Origin of the sequence: Bradyrhizobium sp. 1, from assembly GCF_023073315.1 — a bacterium.
Lineage (GTDB): Bacteria > Pseudomonadota > Alphaproteobacteria > Rhizobiales > Xanthobacteraceae > Bradyrhizobium.
The window spans coordinates 584,254-600,722 of record NZ_JADPJH010000018.1; the positions used below are offsets into that span (position 1 = coordinate 584,254).

A 16,469-nucleotide genomic window follows, 5' to 3' on the forward strand; every position below is an offset into this window, starting at 1 on the left:
TCTCAGTACGGGTTTGGCCAAAAGGCCCAAGTACGGCCCAAAGTCGCGTCCATTTAGTCTTCGTTGACCATGCCACTGGGCCAACGGGCTCGTGATCCCCGCTCGGGTTGCGACCACATGACCCAGAGGTTAGAATTTTAATCAATGGCTTCAGGGCATAAGCGCTGGAGCATGGTTTCGAAAAGCCCGTCACGATGGGTCCGGATGTCCGGTCGGATCATGCTTCGAGATTGGGGTTCGCGCGATGCCCGGCACGGTGTGGGGTCCATCTTGATTTCTCGTTCGCTTGCTCGCGCGCTCTTGGCTTCGGTTGCGCTGATGACGGCCAGTGTCCTGCTGGCCGGCTGCGATACCGACCAGGTTTCGCTCGCGACCAACGCCAAGGCCAATCAGCCGGTGCCGCCGAAGCTTCTCGCCGCGATGGTCGAGAAGGACATGGATCTGCAATCGCCGATCCTGGTCCGCCTGTTCAAGCAGGAAGCCGAGCTCGAGATCTGGAAGCAGACCCGCTCCGGCCAGTTCGCGCTGCTCAAGACCTATCCGATCTGCCGCTGGTCCGGCGATCTCGGTCCGAAGGTGCGCGAGGGCGACCGCCAGGCGCCCGAAGGATTCTACTCGATCAATCCGAGCCAGATGAATCCGCAGTCGGCGTATTATCTCTCGTTCAACACCGGCTACCCGAACGCGTTCGACAAGGCTTTGGGCCGCACCGGATCGCAGCTGATGGTACACGGCGATTGCTCGTCGCGCGGCTGCTACGCGATGACGGACGAGCAGATCGCGGAGATCTATTCGCTCGGCCGCGAGTCGTTCTTCGGCGGCCAGAAGGCGTTCCAGCTGCAGGCCCTTCCGTTCAAGATGAATCCGGTGAACATGGCCAAGCACCGGAACAATCCGAACATGCCGTTCTGGAAGATGATCAAGGAAGGCTATGATCATTTCGAGGTGACGCGGCAGGAGCCGAAGGTCGATTTCTGCGAAAAGAAATACGTGTTCGACGCGGCGAAGGCGCCTGACGCGAAACGCGATCCGGTGTTCGACGCCTCGGCAAAGTGCCCGGCCTATGTGATCCCCGAGGACATCGCCAGCGCCGTGCGCGAGAAGGACCAGCGCGATCAGGCCGAGTACAACAAGCTGGTTTCGCGCGGTACGCCCGTTGCGCGCATGAACACCGGCATCGACGGCGGCATGAACAAGATCTTCGCCTCCAAGATTCCGGAAGGCTCGACCGGCCTGTCCGAGCGCGCCGAAGGCTCGACCCTGGAGATGCTGGCGATGGCGAAGGCGCCGGGCACGATCCCCGGCACCGTCAATCCGCCCAAACCGAATCTCGAAGCTATCGCGGCCGCGCCGCAGGAAGAGCCGGTCGTCGCCGTCAGCGCGCCCGCCGCCAACACCCGCGTCGCCACAGCTCAGCCTGCCGAAAAGTCCGGCGGCTTCTTCTCCAACCTCGGCCGCAAGATGGGCATGGGCACCGCCGACACCACGGCGACCGCGCCTCCGCCGCAAGCCACCGCGTCTGTTGCTCCGGCCACCACGTCCACGACGCCGCCAAGCGCGGCGTCCCGGCTGAAGGCCGCGGTCACCCGCTTCGTGCCCGGCCATGACAAGTCGAAGGATGCGCCGAAGCCGGCGGTAGCAGCCGCAAAACCCGCCGAGCCGGCGAAGCCGGATACGCGTCTTGCCGCAACGCGTCCCACGCTGAAGCCGTCGGTGTCGGATGGTGCGGGTGAAGCGACGCAGATCATGGGTGCCGCGCCGGTGGTGCAGTCGAACTCGTTCGACAGCCGATTTGGGGCGGTGAAGTAAGGGCGGCGCTCTCTCCGGCAAAGCCGGACCCGTCCGTCGTGGGCATTTCGGACTCCTTCGGTCCAATCTCTCCGGGTCACTTGCCTCAAATAATATCGTGCCTATGATATACATTCCCAGACCGGATATCATCGAGGCAAGCCATGCAGGTTTCCAAATGGGGCAACAGCCTCGCGGTCCGATTGCCCAAAGCGCTGGTTGACGAACTAGGCCTGAAGGAAGGCGACGAGCTAGAGGTCGTCGTCGCCCACAAGGGCGCGATTGAGGTCGAGACCAAGGAAGAGCGCCGCCGGCGAGCGATCGAGCAACTCGCTTCACTCAACTGGACGCTTCCTGCCGACTACAAGTTCGATCGCGACGAGGCCAACGAGCGTTGAAAGCGTTTTTCGACTCCAACATCCTCATCTATACGGCGACGTCTGACCCGAGAAAGCAACAGGCTACGGCTTGTCTGAGCGACGGCGGCTATGCCAGCGTTCAGGTGTTGAACGAGTTCGTCCACGTTGCCCGCCGGAAGCTCCGCAAAGATTGGCCGGTCATCGAATTGGCGCTCGTACAGTTTCGAGTGTCTCTGATCGACATCGTGCCCATCACGCTGAATACCCACGCAAGCGCCGTCGCGCTTGCGCGAAGCCATAATTTTTCCTTCTACGACGCTCTGATCGTAGCCGCCGCAATCGAGGCCGGCTGCGATACGCTCTATAGCGAAGACATGCAGCACGGCCGAAGCATCGATGGGCTGACGATCATCAATCCGTTTCTTGGCAGCACTCCGTGAAGCTACGGCGCCAGGTACCGCATCAGCTCCGGATTGCCCCGCACATCACCCGCCTCCCCCTGCAGCGCGACTCTTCCGCGATCCAGCACGTAGGCGTAATCCGCAACGCGCAGCGCCAAGTCGAGGTGCTGCTCGACGATGATGACGGCGATGTTTTTCGCGAGCTCGATCAGGCGTTCGGTGATCTCCTCGATGACGCCGATCCAGACGCCTTCGGTCGGCTCGTCCAGCAGCAGCAGCTTTGGATCGCCCAGCATGGCGCGGCCGATCGCCAGCATCTTGCGCTCGCCGCCGGAGAGCGTGCCGGCGGGCTGGTCGAGGCGCTGGCCGAGTTTTGGGAAGATGGCCAGCACGCGATCGACCGCATTGGCATCTCTGTTGGTGAGCGAGCCCACCGCGAGATTGTCGCGCACCGACAGGCGCGCAAACACTGAATGTTCCTGCGGCACGTAGCCGATGCCGGCGCGGACGCGCTCCTGGGTGGCGCGGCGGCTGATGTCGCGGCCGTCGAAGGCGACCTCGCCCTTCCACGCCGGCAGCTCGCCGACGATGGTCTTCATCAGCGTGGTCTTGCCGGCGCCGTTGCGTCCGAGCACAGCGACCCCGCCACGCCAGGGAATGCCGAGATTGACGTCGAACAGGACCTGGCTGCGGCCATAGCCGGCGTCGAGATGCTTGATGTCCAAAAATTCAGGCACGGCGCAGATAAATCTCCTGGACGGCTTTGTTGGCCTGGATCTCGGACACCGTGCCCGACGCCAGCACCTTGCCCTGGTCGAGCACCGTGAGGCGATCGCAGATGTCGCGGATGAAATCGAGGTCGTGCTCGACGATGACGAGCGAGCAGTGTTGTTTGATCGGCTGCAGCAGTTCGCCGGTGACGCGGCGCTCCTCCAGGCTCATGCCGCCGGTCGGCTCGTCCAGCAGCAACAGTTTTGGCTTGCCGGCGAGCGCCATCGCGATCTCCAGCCATTGCTGCTGGCCGTGCGACAGCGCAGCCGCCGCATCGAAGGCCCGATCGGCGAGGCGAAACTGCGTCAGCATGGTCATGACCTGATCATGCAGCGCGCCGCGCGTGCGCGAGAACACGAGGTCGAACAGTGAAGACTGCGCCTGGAGCGCGAGCAGGATGTTGTCGTAGAGCGTCAGCGACGGCAGCACCGACGTGATCTGGAATTTCAGGCTCATGCCGGCCCGCGCACGCTCGGTCGGCGTGAACGCGGTGATGTCAGTGTTGATGAAGGAGACCTTGCCCTGCGTCGGCACTTCGGCGCCGGCGATGCACTTCATCAGCGTGCTCTTGCCGGAACCGTTGGGGCCAATCAGGCCGTGAAACTCATTCTCGCCAACGGTGAGCGCGGCGCCATCGAGCGCAGTGAGCTTGCCGAAGATCTTTTTGATGCCGGCGGCTTCAAGGAGCGGCATTGCGCTTCTCCTTGACCTTCTGCTTGGCTTTGGCACCGAAGCTGCCAACCCGCTCGCGCTCGCCGAGCACAAAGCTGATCAGGCCGAGCGGCCGGAACAGGATCACGAGCAGCAGCAGCAATCCCAGAATGATCGGCCAGATGTCGCGATAGTTGTCCGAGAGCCAAAAGCTGACGCCCTCGACGATGACGGCGCCGATGACGGCGCCGATCAGCGTACCGGAGCCGCCGAACAGCACATAGAGCACCACTTGCGTCGAGACGACGACGCCGACCATGTTGGGCCAGACAAAACCTTCGTGGAAGGCATAGAGGCTGCCGGCGAGGCCCGCGACGGCGCCGCCGATCGCGAAGATGATCGCCTTGAGATGCTGCACCTTGTAGCCGAAGAAGGCGATGCGCTGCTCGTTCTCGCGCAGGCCCGCCAGCGCCAGCCCGAACTGCGAGCGCACCAGGAAGCGGCAGAGCAGATAGACGACGACGAGGATACCGAGCACGAGATAGTAGAAGGGCGGCCCTTCCGAGAATTCGTAGCCACTGAGCGTCATCGGCGCGATCGAGGGGATGCCATTCTGGCCGCCGAGATAATACCAGCCGCGCGCGAGCCGGTCGGCCGCGTAGGAGCCGGTCAGCGTGCCCAACGAGACGAAGATCACGCTGGAGGGATGCCGCCCCAGTAGCAGGAAGCCGCCGAGCAGCAGCGCGAAGGTGAGGCCGATCAGCGTGCCCGCCGGCAGCACCAGGAAGATGTTGGTGATGTCCAGATCGCGCGCGAGCAGCGCGACACCGTAGCCGGCCGAGCCGAAGAACAGCGCCTGACCAAAGCTCATGATGCCGGCATAGCCCCAGACCAGGTCGAAGGACAGCGCGAACAGCGCGAGGATGATCACGCGCGTCGCGAACACCGTGAGGTAGTCTTGCAGCACCAGCGGCACGAGGAGCGCGGCGACGAGCACCACACCCTCCACGATCGGCAGGATTTTTCGTCCCGCGACGGCCTGTGCCGCCGCTCCGCTGCTACCCATGACGGCGTCCGCCTCCCCGCCGATCTCGGCGGGGATCGCCTGTTTCACTGCGCCCATCGAATTCGGCATTCTACCTTAGCATTCCTTCTCAGCATTCCTGCTCAGCATTCCTTGGGATCGACGAGACCGTCGCTACGTCCGACGATCTCGTAATTCCCGCCCTTGGCCACGGCAGTGTACATCTTCATCTTGCAGTGCCGCTTGCCCGGCACCATCTCGGCCGGTCCGCCCGGCCCTTCGGCGATCTTGGCGTGATCGAGCGCGGCGGCAACCGAGTCGCGATCGACCTTGCCGGCTTCCTTGACCGCGGCTTCCCACAGCTTGAGGCCGCGGTACGTGCCGGTCGCAGCACTGCCGGCGGCGAACAGGAAGTTGCCGGGGAAATCCTTCTCATAGGCGGCCTGGATTTTTGCGTTGAATGCATCCTCCTTGGTGAGCACCTTGAAATAATCGAGACAGCTTGCGAGCCCCTCGATCTCGGCGGCCTGATTGATGTTGAGCGTGTTCTCGTCATAGTAGACGCAGGCGAGCCGGCCGCCGTTCTTGAGGAAGCCCGCTTCATAGAGCTGCTTGAAGAATGGGCCGACGCCCGGCGGGATGACTGTGTTGAAGACCACATCGACCTTGTTCGAGATGATGCGGTTGACGGTCGCGGAGAAATCGACCTGGTCGAGCGGATAATATTCCTCGAACACGACCTCGCCGCCGTTCGCCTCGATCACCTTCCGGGCGTAGACATTGAGCGTGTGCGGCCAGACATAGTTGGCGCTGGGCAGGGCAAATTTCTTGCCGCCGTTCTTGATCAGCCAGGGGATGAATTCGTCGCACTGCTGCGCCGGGGTCGGCCCGGTGCAGAACAGATAGGGCGTGCACTCCTTGCCTTCGTAGAGCTGCGGATAGATGTAGAGCGTCTTGCCGCGCGCGACGATCGGATCCTTGATCGCGTTGCGCATCGACGAGGTGATGCCGCCGAGCACCATGTCGACCTTGTCGCGCTGGATCAGTTTTCGGACATTGCCGACGGCGACGGATTCGTTCGACGCGGTGTCCTCGATGTAGAGTTCGAGCGGCCGGCCCAACAGGCCGCCGGCGGCGTTCATCTCCTTGATCAGCATCTTGGCGACGTTGGCGTCAGCCGTGCCGGCATAGGCGATCGGACCGGTGAGGTCGGTGGCGATGCCGACCTTGATCGGGGCTTCGGCCGCATTGGCCCAGGGCGCCGGAATTACCCAACTGCCGACACCGGTTGCGACCGCACCGGACGCAAAGGCGACATTGGAGAGAAAACGGCGGCGTGAGAGCTGACGATCGAACATATGACTAAACCCCTTTTCCAGCGATGAGGCCCTGTGGCCGGAATTTGATGAAGACAATGGCGAGAACGAAGACGAGGACGTCGGCGACGACAGGCGCCATTACCCATGGCAACGCGGCGCTGAGCGTGCCGATGACGCCGGCGCCGGCGACCGGACCGATGAAGGAGCCGACGCCTCCGACCATGACCGCGACAAAGCCCTGGATCAGGAAGCGCAGGCCGAGATCGGCGTAGAGGCTGAACACCGGCACGATCAGCGCACCGGCAAGGCCGGCGAGCGCGGACCCGAACGCAAAGGTGGCGCCGTACATCAAGGGCGTGGAAATGCCCGACGCGCGCGCCAGCGACGGATTTTCCAACGTGGCGCGCATGCGCAATCCAAAGCTCGTACGCGACAGCAGGAGATAGCAGCCCGCCATCACCAGCAGCGTGATAACGATGATGGTGAAGCGCCAGGCGGAGATGTGCATCGCGCCAAGATCGATCGAGCCGCCGATCGGCTCGGGCACGGTGAGATAGAAGCCGCCGATCAGGCCGCGCACGGATTCGCGGATGATGAGGCCGAGGGCATAGGTGCCGAGCATGGCAACGATGGGTGCGGCGTAGAAGCGGCGGATGATCAGCGCCTCCAGCACGAAGCCGAGCGCGCCGACCACGAAGGGCGCCGCGACCATGCCGGTCCAGATCGGCATGCCCTTGGCGTAGGCGAGATAGGTGATGTAGGCCCCGAGCAGGACGAACTCGCCCTGCGCGAAGTTGAAGATGCCCATCATGCTGGCAATGATCCCGAGCCCCAGCACGATCAGGACGATGATCGCGCCGAAGCTCAAAATCTCGAACGCCGCGACGAACGCGTTAGCCATGCGATGGATTCTTGTTTTGACGCGTTTTCTTGAGGCGAAGCGGTATCCACTTCGCTCGAAAACGCTCTGGTCTTCCGTCCGTCTGCATCAATGCCTCGCTCACATCTTCTTCCAGTCGCCGATCTGCTCGAAAGCATGGGCGGCGCGGTAGATCGTGGATTCCTCGAACATGCGGCCGACCAGCATCAGGCCGACGGGCAGGCCGTCGACCATGCCGCAGGGTAGCGACATCGCGGGATGATGGGTGATGTCGAACGGCGCGGTGTTGGAGATCATTTCCAGCGCACGCGCGACGTAGTCTTCGCGGCTGGCGGTCGGCTCCGGCAGCTTGGTCGCCTTCATCGGCGTCGTCGGCAGCAGCAGCAGGTCGTAGTCTTTGAATGCCTTGTCGTAGGCCGCGGTCAGGCGTCGCGAGATGTTGAGCGCCTTGCCGTAATAGCGCGGACCAAAATTGTTGTTGATGTAGGTGCCGAGCAGCAGGAACAGTTTTGTGGTCTCGGACAACGAGTCCGCCTGCCGGCGCCAGCCGCGATGGAAATCCATCAGCGTGGTCGAGTAAAGGTCGGACCGGCTCAGGCCATAGCCGTCGCCATACATCATGGTCTGGGTCATGCCCTCGGTGCCAATCGGCGTCCAGATCGCGGGTCCCGCGAGATGCATCGGGATCGAGACGATCTCGACGCTCGCGCCCAGATCCTTGAAACGCTTTGCGGCCTCGCGAACGCTTTCGTTAACGGCGGCTTCCGCATTCGCCTGCTCAAAACCTTCCTTCAGAATGCCGATCTTCATGCCCTTGACGCCCTGGCCGAGCGCCTTGGTGTAGTCCTCGACCTTCGGGGCCTTGATGCGCGGATCGTAGCCGTCGTCGCCGGCGAGCACTTCGAGCAGCAGCGCGTTGTCGGCAACCGTCGCCGTCATCGGGCCGGTGTGATCGACGAAGACCTCGATCGGCATGATGCCGGTGTAGGGCACGAGGCCCCAGGTCGGCTTCATGCCGTAGGTGCCGCAGAACGAGGACGGCATGCGGATCGAGCCGCCCTGGTCGCCGCCGATCGCCATGTCGACCTCACCGAGGGCTACGACGACGCCTGAGCCCGACGACGAGCCGCCGGCTGAATAACCCATCTTGTGGGGATTGTGCACGGCGCCGACCGCATTGGTGTGGCTGCCGCCGGACATGCAGAAGGACTCGCAGTGCACTTTGCCGGCGATCTCGGCGCCGGCATCGAGCATGCGCGTGACGATGGTGGCGTCGAAATCGGGGACGTAGCCCTCCAGCGTCGCCGAGCCGTTCATCATGGGAACGCCGGCGAGCATGATGTTGTCTTTCAGCGCGACGGTCTTGCCCTTGAGCTTGCCGCCGGCCGCGCCCTTCACCGTCGACTTGCGATACCAGGCGTTGCGCGGGTTCTCTTCCGGCGAGGGCCGATAGCCCGGCGTGCGCGGATATTTGACCTCCGGCACCTCGTCCGGCATCGCGCCGACGAGATTGTAGGCGTCGATCGAGCCCTGCATCAGGCCGCGGAACGAGGCGACATCGTCGTCGGTCAGTGAAAGGCCGCACTGGTCGGCGACGTCGAGAAGTTGGGCGGGCGTTGGAAGGACAACAGTCACGGCACTCTCCTGAGGCTTCTTGATCCCTGGCGTTGAACGGAAGCCGCCCGGTCGCGCCTGCACGGCGCGGGCCAACCGGCTCCGCCTCGATATTACAGACGGAAATATTTTCCTTTTCAAGTATTATTTCGTAGCTCGGCTGCTCGGGATGCGTAACTGAGGCTCAGAGCTGTTTGATCAGCTTGAAGTCGAGGCCATCGGCCTCGGCGAGATACATCGGCATCTCGGCGCGGCCATCGCGAAGGGTCACCGGACCGCGGCCGGCCGAATAGACGGTGTTGCGCGCAGCCTTGAGCAGCGGACGAAACGCCAGCGAGCCGGCGCGATTAGCGACGGACTCCAGGAACCGCAGTCCCTCATAGTTCGACTGGCCGACCGAGCCGACCGGCGGCGCGTGCGGGCCGAACATGGCCTGGTAGCCACCGAGGAACTCGTCATTGGCGCGCGAGATCATGCAGTTGAAATAGCCGGAGGCGCAGAACAAATTCTCGGTGTTGTCGGCGCCGATGCCGAGCAGCACGGTCTCGTCCATCGCGCCGGCAAGCCGCAGCGTCGAGGGGCTAAGGCCCGCTTCCGCGAAGGCGCGGTTGAAGGTGATGCTGTCGGTGCCGATCAGCGAGATCAGCACCACGTCCGGCTTGGCGGCACGAATCCGCGCCAGATGCGGCTCGTGATTGTCCTCACCGACGGGGACGAACTCCTCGCCGACGACCTGGCCGCCGGCTTCCTTGATGTAGCGCTTCACTGAGCGATGCGACTGCCACGGCCAGACGTAATCGCTGCCGATCAGATACCAGCGCGCTGCCTTCTTGACGTCGGCGAGCCATTGGATCGCAGGCCGGCTCTGCCAGAGCGGCGTCTCGCCGATCGCCATCACACCAGGTGTGCGCTCGCCGCCTTCATAGACCGGCGTGTAGATGTAGGGGATCCGGTTGCCGGTGACCTTGCGCAGCGCGACGCGGACCGCGCTGATATGCGAGCCCATGATGAGATCGACTTCGTCGAAGGCGATCGCCTGCTCGGCACGCCGCACCACATCGTCGATCGGACCGCCTGAATCATAGATCGACAGCTCGAGCTCGCGGCCCAAAATGCCGCCGCGCTTGTTGATCTCGGCGACCGCGAGCATCGCGCTGTTGGTAGAGGTCGGGCCCCAGATCCCGGGCGAGCCGGTGAAGGTGAGGAAATTGCCGATGCGCAGCTTGTTGCGCGCGCCGCGGCGCTTCATGAAATGCGAATCGAGCGGGGACAGGTCGAAGTCAGCCGCCGACGACGGCAGATTCCTGAACAGCAAGGACGGCGGCAACGCCGGGCCGCCGTGAGCCGGGAAGTTCACCGTCGCGCGCACGCCAACTCCTGTCTGGCACCAGACCTGAAAGCACATTGAGCAGGCGGCCGCGGCATCCGCCCTTTTGTTGTGCAATCATCCTATTTTGAAAATATTGAATATTCAAGAATTGAAGTGCATATAGATGCAGCATCGATTGCAAGACATTCACTCATTTGGGTCAAGACGAAGTCTTAGCCGTGGCAAAACCGAACACCCCGATCACCGAACATCTCGCTTATCTGCTCGCGCAGGCCAACCGGGAGATCAACCGGCAGCTGGAACTGCGCTTGAGCAAGGAAGGCGTTCCCGTCGAGCAATGGCGCATCCTGAAGGTGCTGTCGGATGGCGACGGCCATTCGATGGGCGAGCTCGCGGATGCGGTGCTGCTCAATCATCCGACGCTGACCAAGATGATCGACCGCATGGTCTCCGACACGCTGGTCTATCGCGTGCAGGACCCGAACGACCGCCGCAAGGTGCTGATGTTCATCTCCGACCGCGGCAAGGTGCTGAGCAAGAAGCTCAACTCGCTCGCGGTGGACCAGGAGGAGCACATCCTGGAGAGCTACGGCGACAAGTCGACGAGCGAATTGAAGCGGCTGCTGGAGAGCTTAATCGACAGCTCGAATTGATGATTGAGTGAGCCTCAGCTTTCGCGACGCACTCAACTGTCATCGCCCGACTCGTGCGCAACCGCGCACTGGATCGGGCGATCCGGTATTCCAGAGACAGCTGTGGTTGACTCGAGAGGCCGCGGCGTACTGGGTCGCCCGGTTAAACCGGGCGACGACAGCGGAATTTAACGGCTAAGCATACCGCCCGTGGCAGTGCTTGTACTTCTTGCCGCTTCCGCACGGGCAGTCCTCGTTGCGGCCGATCTTGCCCCAGCTTGCCGGGTTCTTCGGGTCACGCAGCGCTGCGTCGGTCGTCTGCGGGGCCAGCGAGACGTTGGCGATGGCCATTTCGTCTTCGCCGGTGTTCGGATCGAACTTGTGCGCTTCCATCTGCGGCAGGACAGGTGCTTCCTGTTCCGGCGGGACGATCTCGACGCGCATCAGTTGCGCCGTGACGGCCTCGCGCAGATGCGCGCTCATCTCCTGGAAGAGGTTGAAGGCTTCGGTCTTGTACTCTTGCAAAGGATCGCGCTGGCCGTAGCCGCGGAGGCCAATGACCTGGCGCAGATGGTCGAGCATGATCAAATGCTCGCGCCAGAGATGGTCGAGCGTCTGCAGCAGAATGGTCTTCTCGACGTAACGCATCACGTCGGGGCCCCACTGCCCGACCTTGGCCGCCATGTGCTCGTCGGCCTTGGTCTCGATGCGGGTGAGCAGCTCCTCGTCGGCGATGCCCTCTTCCTTGGCCCAGTCCTCGACCGGCAGGTCGAGATCGAGCACGCGCCGCAGCTCTTCCTTCAGGCCGGCGACGTCCCACTGCTCGGCATAGGCATGCTCGGGCACGTGCTTGGCGACGAGATCGTCGATGAAGGCGTGGCGCATGTCGGAGACGGTCTCGGCAACGCTGTCGTCCTTCATCAGGTCGACGCGTTGGTCGAAGATCACCTTGCGCTGGTCGTTCTGGACGTTGTCGAACTTGAGCAAATTCTTGCGGATGTCGAAGTTGCGCGCTTCGACCTTCTGCTGCGCCTTCTCGAGCGCCTTGTTGATCCAGGGATGGATGATGGCCTCGCCCTCTTGCAGGCCGAGACGCTGGAGCATGCTGTCGAGGCGATCCGAGCCGAAGATGCGCATCAGATCGTCTTCCAGCGACAGGAAGAATTTTGAGCGACCGGGGTCGCCCTGACGGCCGGAGCGGCCGCGGAGCTGGTTGTCGATGCGGCGGGATTCGTGACGCTCGGAGCCCATGATGTAGAGGCCGCCGGGCTTCTTCACGATCTTGGCGGGCTTGGAGCCCTTCGCCGGCTCGATCTCGACCTCTTCCTCGGCCTTCAGCACGATGTCGCGGAAATGCTCGATGTCGGCCTTGATCTGCTCGATCTTCTTCGCCTTCTCGGCCTCGTCCTCGATGCCCCCAGTCTCCTGCTGGATGCGCATCTCGAGCGAGCCGCCGAGCTTGATGTCGGTACCGCGTCCCGCCATGTTGGTCGCGATCGTGATCGCGCCGGGCACGCCGGCCTCGGCGACGATATAGGCTTCCTGCTCGTGGAAGCGCGCGTTCAGCACCGCGAACAGCTTTGCCGGCTTGCCGGCGCGGGCAGCCGCGTACAGCTTCTGCATCGAATTTTCGTTGCCGAAATCGATCTGCCGGTAGCCGTGCTTCTTCAGGTACTCGGCGATCACTTCCGATTTTTCGATCGAGGCCGTGCCGACCAGCACCGGCTGCAGCCGCGCATTGGCGCGCTCGATCTCGGCGAGGATCGCGGCGTATTTCTCGTTCTGGGTGCGATAGACCTCGTCGTCCTCGTCCAGGCGGCCCACCGGCACGTTGGTCGGGATCTCCACGACTTCGAGCTTGTAGATGTCGAACAATTCGTCGGCTTCGGTCAGCGCCGTACCGGTCATGCCGGCGAGCTTCTCGTACATCCGGAAATAGTTCTGGAAGGTGATCGAAGCCAGCGTCTGGTTCTCGGGCTGAACCTGGACGTGCTCCTTGGCTTCCAGCGCCTGGTGCAGGCCTTCGGAATAGCGTCGGCCGGCCATCATGCGTCCGGTGAATTCGTCGATGATCACGACCTCGTCGTCGCGGACGATATAGTCCTTGTCGCGGGTGAACAGCGTGTGGGCCCGCAGCGCCTGATTGATGTGATGCACGACGGAGACGTTCTCGACGTCGTAGAGCGATTCACCCTTGAGCTGACCGGCATCGCGCAGCAGCCCTTCGATCTTCTCCATGCCGGCTTCGGTCAGCGTCACGGTGCGCTGCTTCTCGTCGACGTCGTAGTCGGTCTTGTCGAGCTTGGGCAGGAAGCCGTCGATGGTGTTGTAGAAGTCGGAGCGGTCGTCGAGCGGACCGGAGATGATCAGCGGCGTGCGCGCTTCGTCGATCAGGATGGAATCGACCTCGTCGACGATGGCGTAGAAGTGCGGCCGCTGGACCATGTCCTCGAGCCGGTACTTCATGTTGTCGCGCAGATAGTCGAAGCCGTATTCGTTGTTGGTGCCGTAGGTGATGTCGCAGGCATAGGCCGCCTTGCGCTCGGCATCGTCCAGACCGTGCACGATCACGCCGGTGGTCAGGCCGAGGAAGCTGTAGACCTGGCCCATCCAGGCGGAGTCGCGGCTGGCGAGGTAGTCGTTGACGGTGACGACGTGGATGCCTTTGCCGGCGAGCGCATTGAGGTAGACCGCAAGCGTTGCGACCAGCGTCTTGCCTTCGCCGGTCTTCATCTCGGCGATGTCGCCCTCGTGCAGCACCATGCCGCCGATCAGCTGGACGTCGAAATGGCGCTGGCCGAGCGTGCGCTTGGCGGCCTCGCGCACGGTGGCGAAGGCGGGGACCAGCAGGTCGTCGAGCGTCTTGCCTTCGGCGAGCTGCTTCTTGAACTCGGCGGTGCGGGCCTTGAGCTCGTCGTCGGAGAGCTTGACGATCTCGGGCTCCAGCGCGTTGATCGCGCTGACGCGGGACTGATATCCCTTCACCCGCCGGTCGTTGGCGGAGCCGAAAAACTTGCGGGCGAGCGCGCCGATCATGCCTAGTTCCTGTGTTCGCGATTCAACCGCGTTGCAGCCAAGAAGTTGTCACCCGCCTGCCTATCAACTCACCGTGACGCCCGATGGCGTCAGAGCCCGGACTGCGGGGGTCATCCGCCATATGGGTGGGAATTGGACAAGTCTGGGTTCAACGGCCAAAAACGCAGCAAAATAAACGCCATCGCCATGGTCGCGACCGGGCAGAGATATGGCCCGGTCAGGGCCTTGTCAACGGCGGCCGTATTGCGGCTAATTCATCATTTTGACAGACTTTTCGCGTTGCCAAGCCCCCCTGAATTGGGCGAGTGTCCGCCCGCTTCGAGCAGCCCCCTGCTTCAACAAAAGGATTTTCCATGACCACCTCGTTCCCGGTAACCAAAACCGGCCTGCGCTTCGGCCTCGCCACCGCCTTCGTGGGCTGCCTTGCGCTGGCGCTGATCGCGGGTCCCGGCCGGGCTGCCGACGATCCGGTGCTGGCGAAGGTCAATGGCACTGAAATCAAGAAGAGCGACGTCGCCATGGCCGAGGAGGAACTCGGACCGAGCCTCGCCCAGATGGACCCGGCGACCAAGGAAGAGAACGTCCTGTCCTTCCTCATCGACATGAAGATCGTCGGCAAGGCCGCCGAGGACAAGAAGATCGCGGACGGCGAGGAGTTCAAGAAGCGCATGGCGTTCGCCCGCAACCGCCTGCTGATGGACAATTTGCTGGCCCAGGAAGGCAAGGCCGCCACCACCCCCGACGCCATGAAGAAGGTCTATGAAGAGGCCTCCAAGCAGATCACCGGCGAGCAGGAAGTGCGCGCCCGCCACATCCTGGTCGAGACCGAGGACGAGGCCAAGGCGGTGAAGGCCGAGCTCGACAAGGGCGCCGATTTCGCCGAGCTCGCCAAGAAAAAGTCCAAGGATCCGGGCTCGGCCGATGGCGGCGACCTCGGCTTCTTCACCAAGGAGCAGATGGTGCCGGAATTCTCGGCGGTCGCCTTCGCGCTGGAGCCGGGCAAGATCTCCGACCCCGTGAAGTCGCAGTTCGGCTGGCACATCATCAAGGTCGAGGAAAAGCGCAGCCGCAAGGCGCCCGATTTCGAGCAGGTCAAGGCCCAGATCGAGCAGTATGTCACCCGCAAGGCCCAGGCCGACTACGTCGCCAAGCTGCGCGCGGAAGCCAAGGTCGAGCGGATGGACCAGCCGGCGGCGGACGCGAAGTCGGATGCCAAGCCGGCCGATGCGGCCAAGACCGACGCCAAGCCCTCCGACAGCAAGATGGCGCCGCCCGCAAAGAAGTAAGAATTCGCTGTCACTTCGGTGACGTGAAGAGTATCTAAGCCTTCGTGATGCCCGGCCCTAAGCGCGAAGCGTGTCTTCGCCAAGAGGGCCGGGCATCTGCATATCCAGACCTCATCAAGGCGCGCCCTCCGATGTCCTCCTCCGTCTCCCCGCTCGCCCCCAAATCTGTTCCCGACATGCCCACCATCGCGGGCATCCGTCTCGCGACGGCCGAGGCCGGCATCCGCTACAAGAACCGCACCGACGTGCTGCTGGCGGTGATGGACAAGGGCACCGCGGTCGCCGGCGTCTTCACCAAGTCGAAGTGCCCCTCCGCGCCGGTCGAATGGTGCCGTGCTAAACTGAAGGGCGGCAAGGCGCGCGCGCTGGTGGTCAATTCCGGCAATGCCAACGCCTTCACCGGCAAGACCGGCCGCAGCTCCACCGCGCTGACCGCGAAGATCGCGGCCAAGGCCGTCGGGTGCAGCGAGGGTGAAATCTTCCTGGCCTCGACCGGCGTGATCGGCGAGCCGCTGGATGCAACCAAGTTCGACGGCGTGCTCGGCCGCCTCGCCGAGACCACCGAGCCCGGCGACTATCTCGCTGCGGCCAAGGCGATCATGACCACGGACACCTTCCCGAAGGTCGCGACCGCGACCGTCAAGCTCGGCAAGGCCAAGGTCACCATCAACGGCATGGCCAAGGGCGCCGGCATGATCGCGCCGGACATGGCGACGATGCTGTGCTTTATCTTCACCGACGCGCCGATTGCGCCCGCCGCGCTGCAGGCGCTGCTCAAGGCCGGCGTTGAGGACACGTTTAACGCAGTGACGATCGACGGCGACACCTCGACGTCGGACACGCTGCTCGCGTTTGCAACCGGCGCTGCCGCCGAACACGGCGCGCCAAAGATCAGCCGCGCCAGCGATCCCAGGCTGAAGGCCTTCGTCAAAGCCTTCAACCAGGTGCTCGCCAATCTGTCCGAGCAAGTCGCCCGCGACGGCGAAGGCGCGCGAAAACTGGTCGAGATCACCGTCGAGGGCGCCAAGACCAAGGCTTCCGCCCGCAAGATCGCGATGTCGATTGCGAACTCGCCACTGGTCAAGACCGCGATCGCCGGCGAGGACGCCAATTGGGGCCGCGTCGTGATGGCGGTCGGCAAGGCCGGCGAGCCTGCCGATCGCGACAAGCTGTCGATTTCCTTCAACGGCATCCGCGTCGCCAAGAGTGGCGCGCGCGATCCGTCCTATGACGAAGCCCAGGTGTCGGAAGCGATGAAGGCGCCGGAGATCGCGATCAAGGTCTCGCTCGGCCTCGGCAAGGGCCGCGACCGCGTGCTGACCTGCGACCTCACCAAGGAATATATCGCGATCAACGGGGACTACAGGTCGTAGCGTCC

At 63.3% G+C, this 16,469-nt stretch carries 14 protein-coding genes; 6 read left to right on the forward strand and 8 right to left on the reverse strand.

The annotated features are described in order from the left end of the window. The first annotated feature begins 318 nt into the window (after nucleotides 1-318). From IVB29_RS15270 to IVB29_RS15280, 3 genes are all read left to right on the forward strand, one after another. Entirely contained in the window at nucleotides 319-1,809 is a 1,491-nt protein-coding gene (locus tag IVB29_RS15270; RefSeq protein WP_247504175.1) for a murein L,D-transpeptidase family protein, read from the forward strand. Between the two features lie 143 nt (nucleotides 1,810-1,952). Further along, nucleotides 1,953-2,186: an AbrB/MazE/SpoVT family DNA-binding domain-containing protein gene (locus IVB29_RS15275; RefSeq protein WP_247504176.1), complete on the forward strand. Its 234-nt coding sequence runs from the start codon at nucleotides 1,953-1,955 to the stop codon at nucleotides 2,184-2,186. After that, nucleotides 2,183-2,587 (forward strand): PIN domain-containing protein, encoded by a 405-nt coding sequence (locus IVB29_RS15280; RefSeq protein WP_247504177.1) that lies wholly within the window; start codon nucleotides 2,183-2,185, stop codon nucleotides 2,585-2,587. The genes IVB29_RS15275 and IVB29_RS15280 overlap by 4 nt, the downstream gene beginning before the upstream one ends. Before the next feature lie 2 nt (nucleotides 2,588-2,589). On the opposite strand, the gene IVB29_RS15285 is transcribed toward IVB29_RS15280, so the two are convergent. From IVB29_RS15285 to IVB29_RS15315, 7 genes are all read right to left on the reverse strand, one after another. Continuing rightward, entirely contained in the window at nucleotides 2,590-3,285 is a 696-nt protein-coding gene (locus tag IVB29_RS15285; protein ID WP_247504178.1) for an ABC transporter ATP-binding protein, read from the reverse strand. Next, on the reverse strand, nucleotides 3,278-4,012 hold the full coding sequence (locus IVB29_RS15290) for an ABC transporter ATP-binding protein (RefSeq protein ID WP_247504179.1): 735 nt from the start codon (nucleotides 4,010-4,012) through the stop codon (nucleotides 3,278-3,280). Before IVB29_RS15290 ends, IVB29_RS15285 begins: the two co-directional genes overlap by 8 nt. Further along, complete coding sequence (locus IVB29_RS15295) at nucleotides 3,999-5,105, reverse strand: branched-chain amino acid ABC transporter permease (protein WP_247504180.1); 1,107 nt, start codon at nucleotides 5,103-5,105, stop codon at nucleotides 3,999-4,001. Before IVB29_RS15295 ends, IVB29_RS15290 begins: the two co-directional genes overlap by 14 nt. 32 nt (nucleotides 5,106-5,137) lie before the next feature. Continuing rightward, a complete protein-coding gene (locus tag IVB29_RS15300; RefSeq protein ID WP_247504181.1) occupies nucleotides 5,138-6,352 on the reverse strand; it encodes a substrate-binding protein in 1,215 nt (404 codons plus the stop codon). Between the two features lie 4 nt (nucleotides 6,353-6,356). Continuing rightward, nucleotides 6,357-7,214 carry a branched-chain amino acid ABC transporter permease gene (locus IVB29_RS15305; RefSeq protein WP_247504182.1) on the reverse strand — a complete coding sequence of 286 codons (858 nt, stop codon included), beginning with the start codon at nucleotides 7,212-7,214 and terminating at the stop codon, nucleotides 6,357-6,359. A 99-nt stretch (nucleotides 7,215-7,313) separates the two neighbouring features. Then, entirely contained in the window at nucleotides 7,314-8,828 is a 1,515-nt protein-coding gene (locus IVB29_RS15310) for an amidase (protein WP_247504183.1), read from the reverse strand. A gap of 163 nt (nucleotides 8,829-8,991) precedes the next feature. Continuing rightward, nucleotides 8,992-10,176 (reverse strand): substrate-binding domain-containing protein, encoded by a 1,185-nt coding sequence (locus tag IVB29_RS15315; RefSeq protein ID WP_247504184.1) that lies wholly within the window; start codon nucleotides 10,174-10,176, stop codon nucleotides 8,992-8,994. A gap of 179 nt (nucleotides 10,177-10,355) precedes the next feature. Between IVB29_RS15315 and IVB29_RS15320 the strand changes: the two genes are divergently transcribed. After that, entirely contained in the window at nucleotides 10,356-10,790 is a 435-nt protein-coding gene (locus IVB29_RS15320) for a MarR family transcriptional regulator (protein ID WP_247504185.1), read from the forward strand. Between the two features lie 174 nt (nucleotides 10,791-10,964). On the opposite strand, the gene secA is transcribed toward IVB29_RS15320, so the two are convergent. Continuing rightward, complete coding sequence (gene secA / locus IVB29_RS15325; protein WP_247504186.1) at nucleotides 10,965-13,805, reverse strand: preprotein translocase subunit SecA; 2,841 nt, start codon at nucleotides 13,803-13,805, stop codon at nucleotides 10,965-10,967. Nucleotides 13,806-14,158: 353 nt separating this feature from the next. On the opposite strand from secA, the gene IVB29_RS15330 reads away from it, so the two are divergent. Together IVB29_RS15330 and argJ are read left to right on the forward strand one after the other, a co-directional pair. Continuing rightward, complete coding sequence (locus tag IVB29_RS15330) at nucleotides 14,159-15,091, forward strand: peptidylprolyl isomerase (RefSeq protein WP_247504187.1); 933 nt, start codon at nucleotides 14,159-14,161, stop codon at nucleotides 15,089-15,091. A gap of 131 nt (nucleotides 15,092-15,222) precedes the next feature. Continuing rightward, complete coding sequence (argJ, locus tag IVB29_RS15335; protein ID WP_247504188.1) at nucleotides 15,223-16,464, forward strand: bifunctional glutamate N-acetyltransferase/amino-acid acetyltransferase ArgJ; 1,242 nt, start codon at nucleotides 15,223-15,225, stop codon at nucleotides 16,462-16,464. Nucleotides 16,465-16,469: the final 5 nt, after the last annotated feature.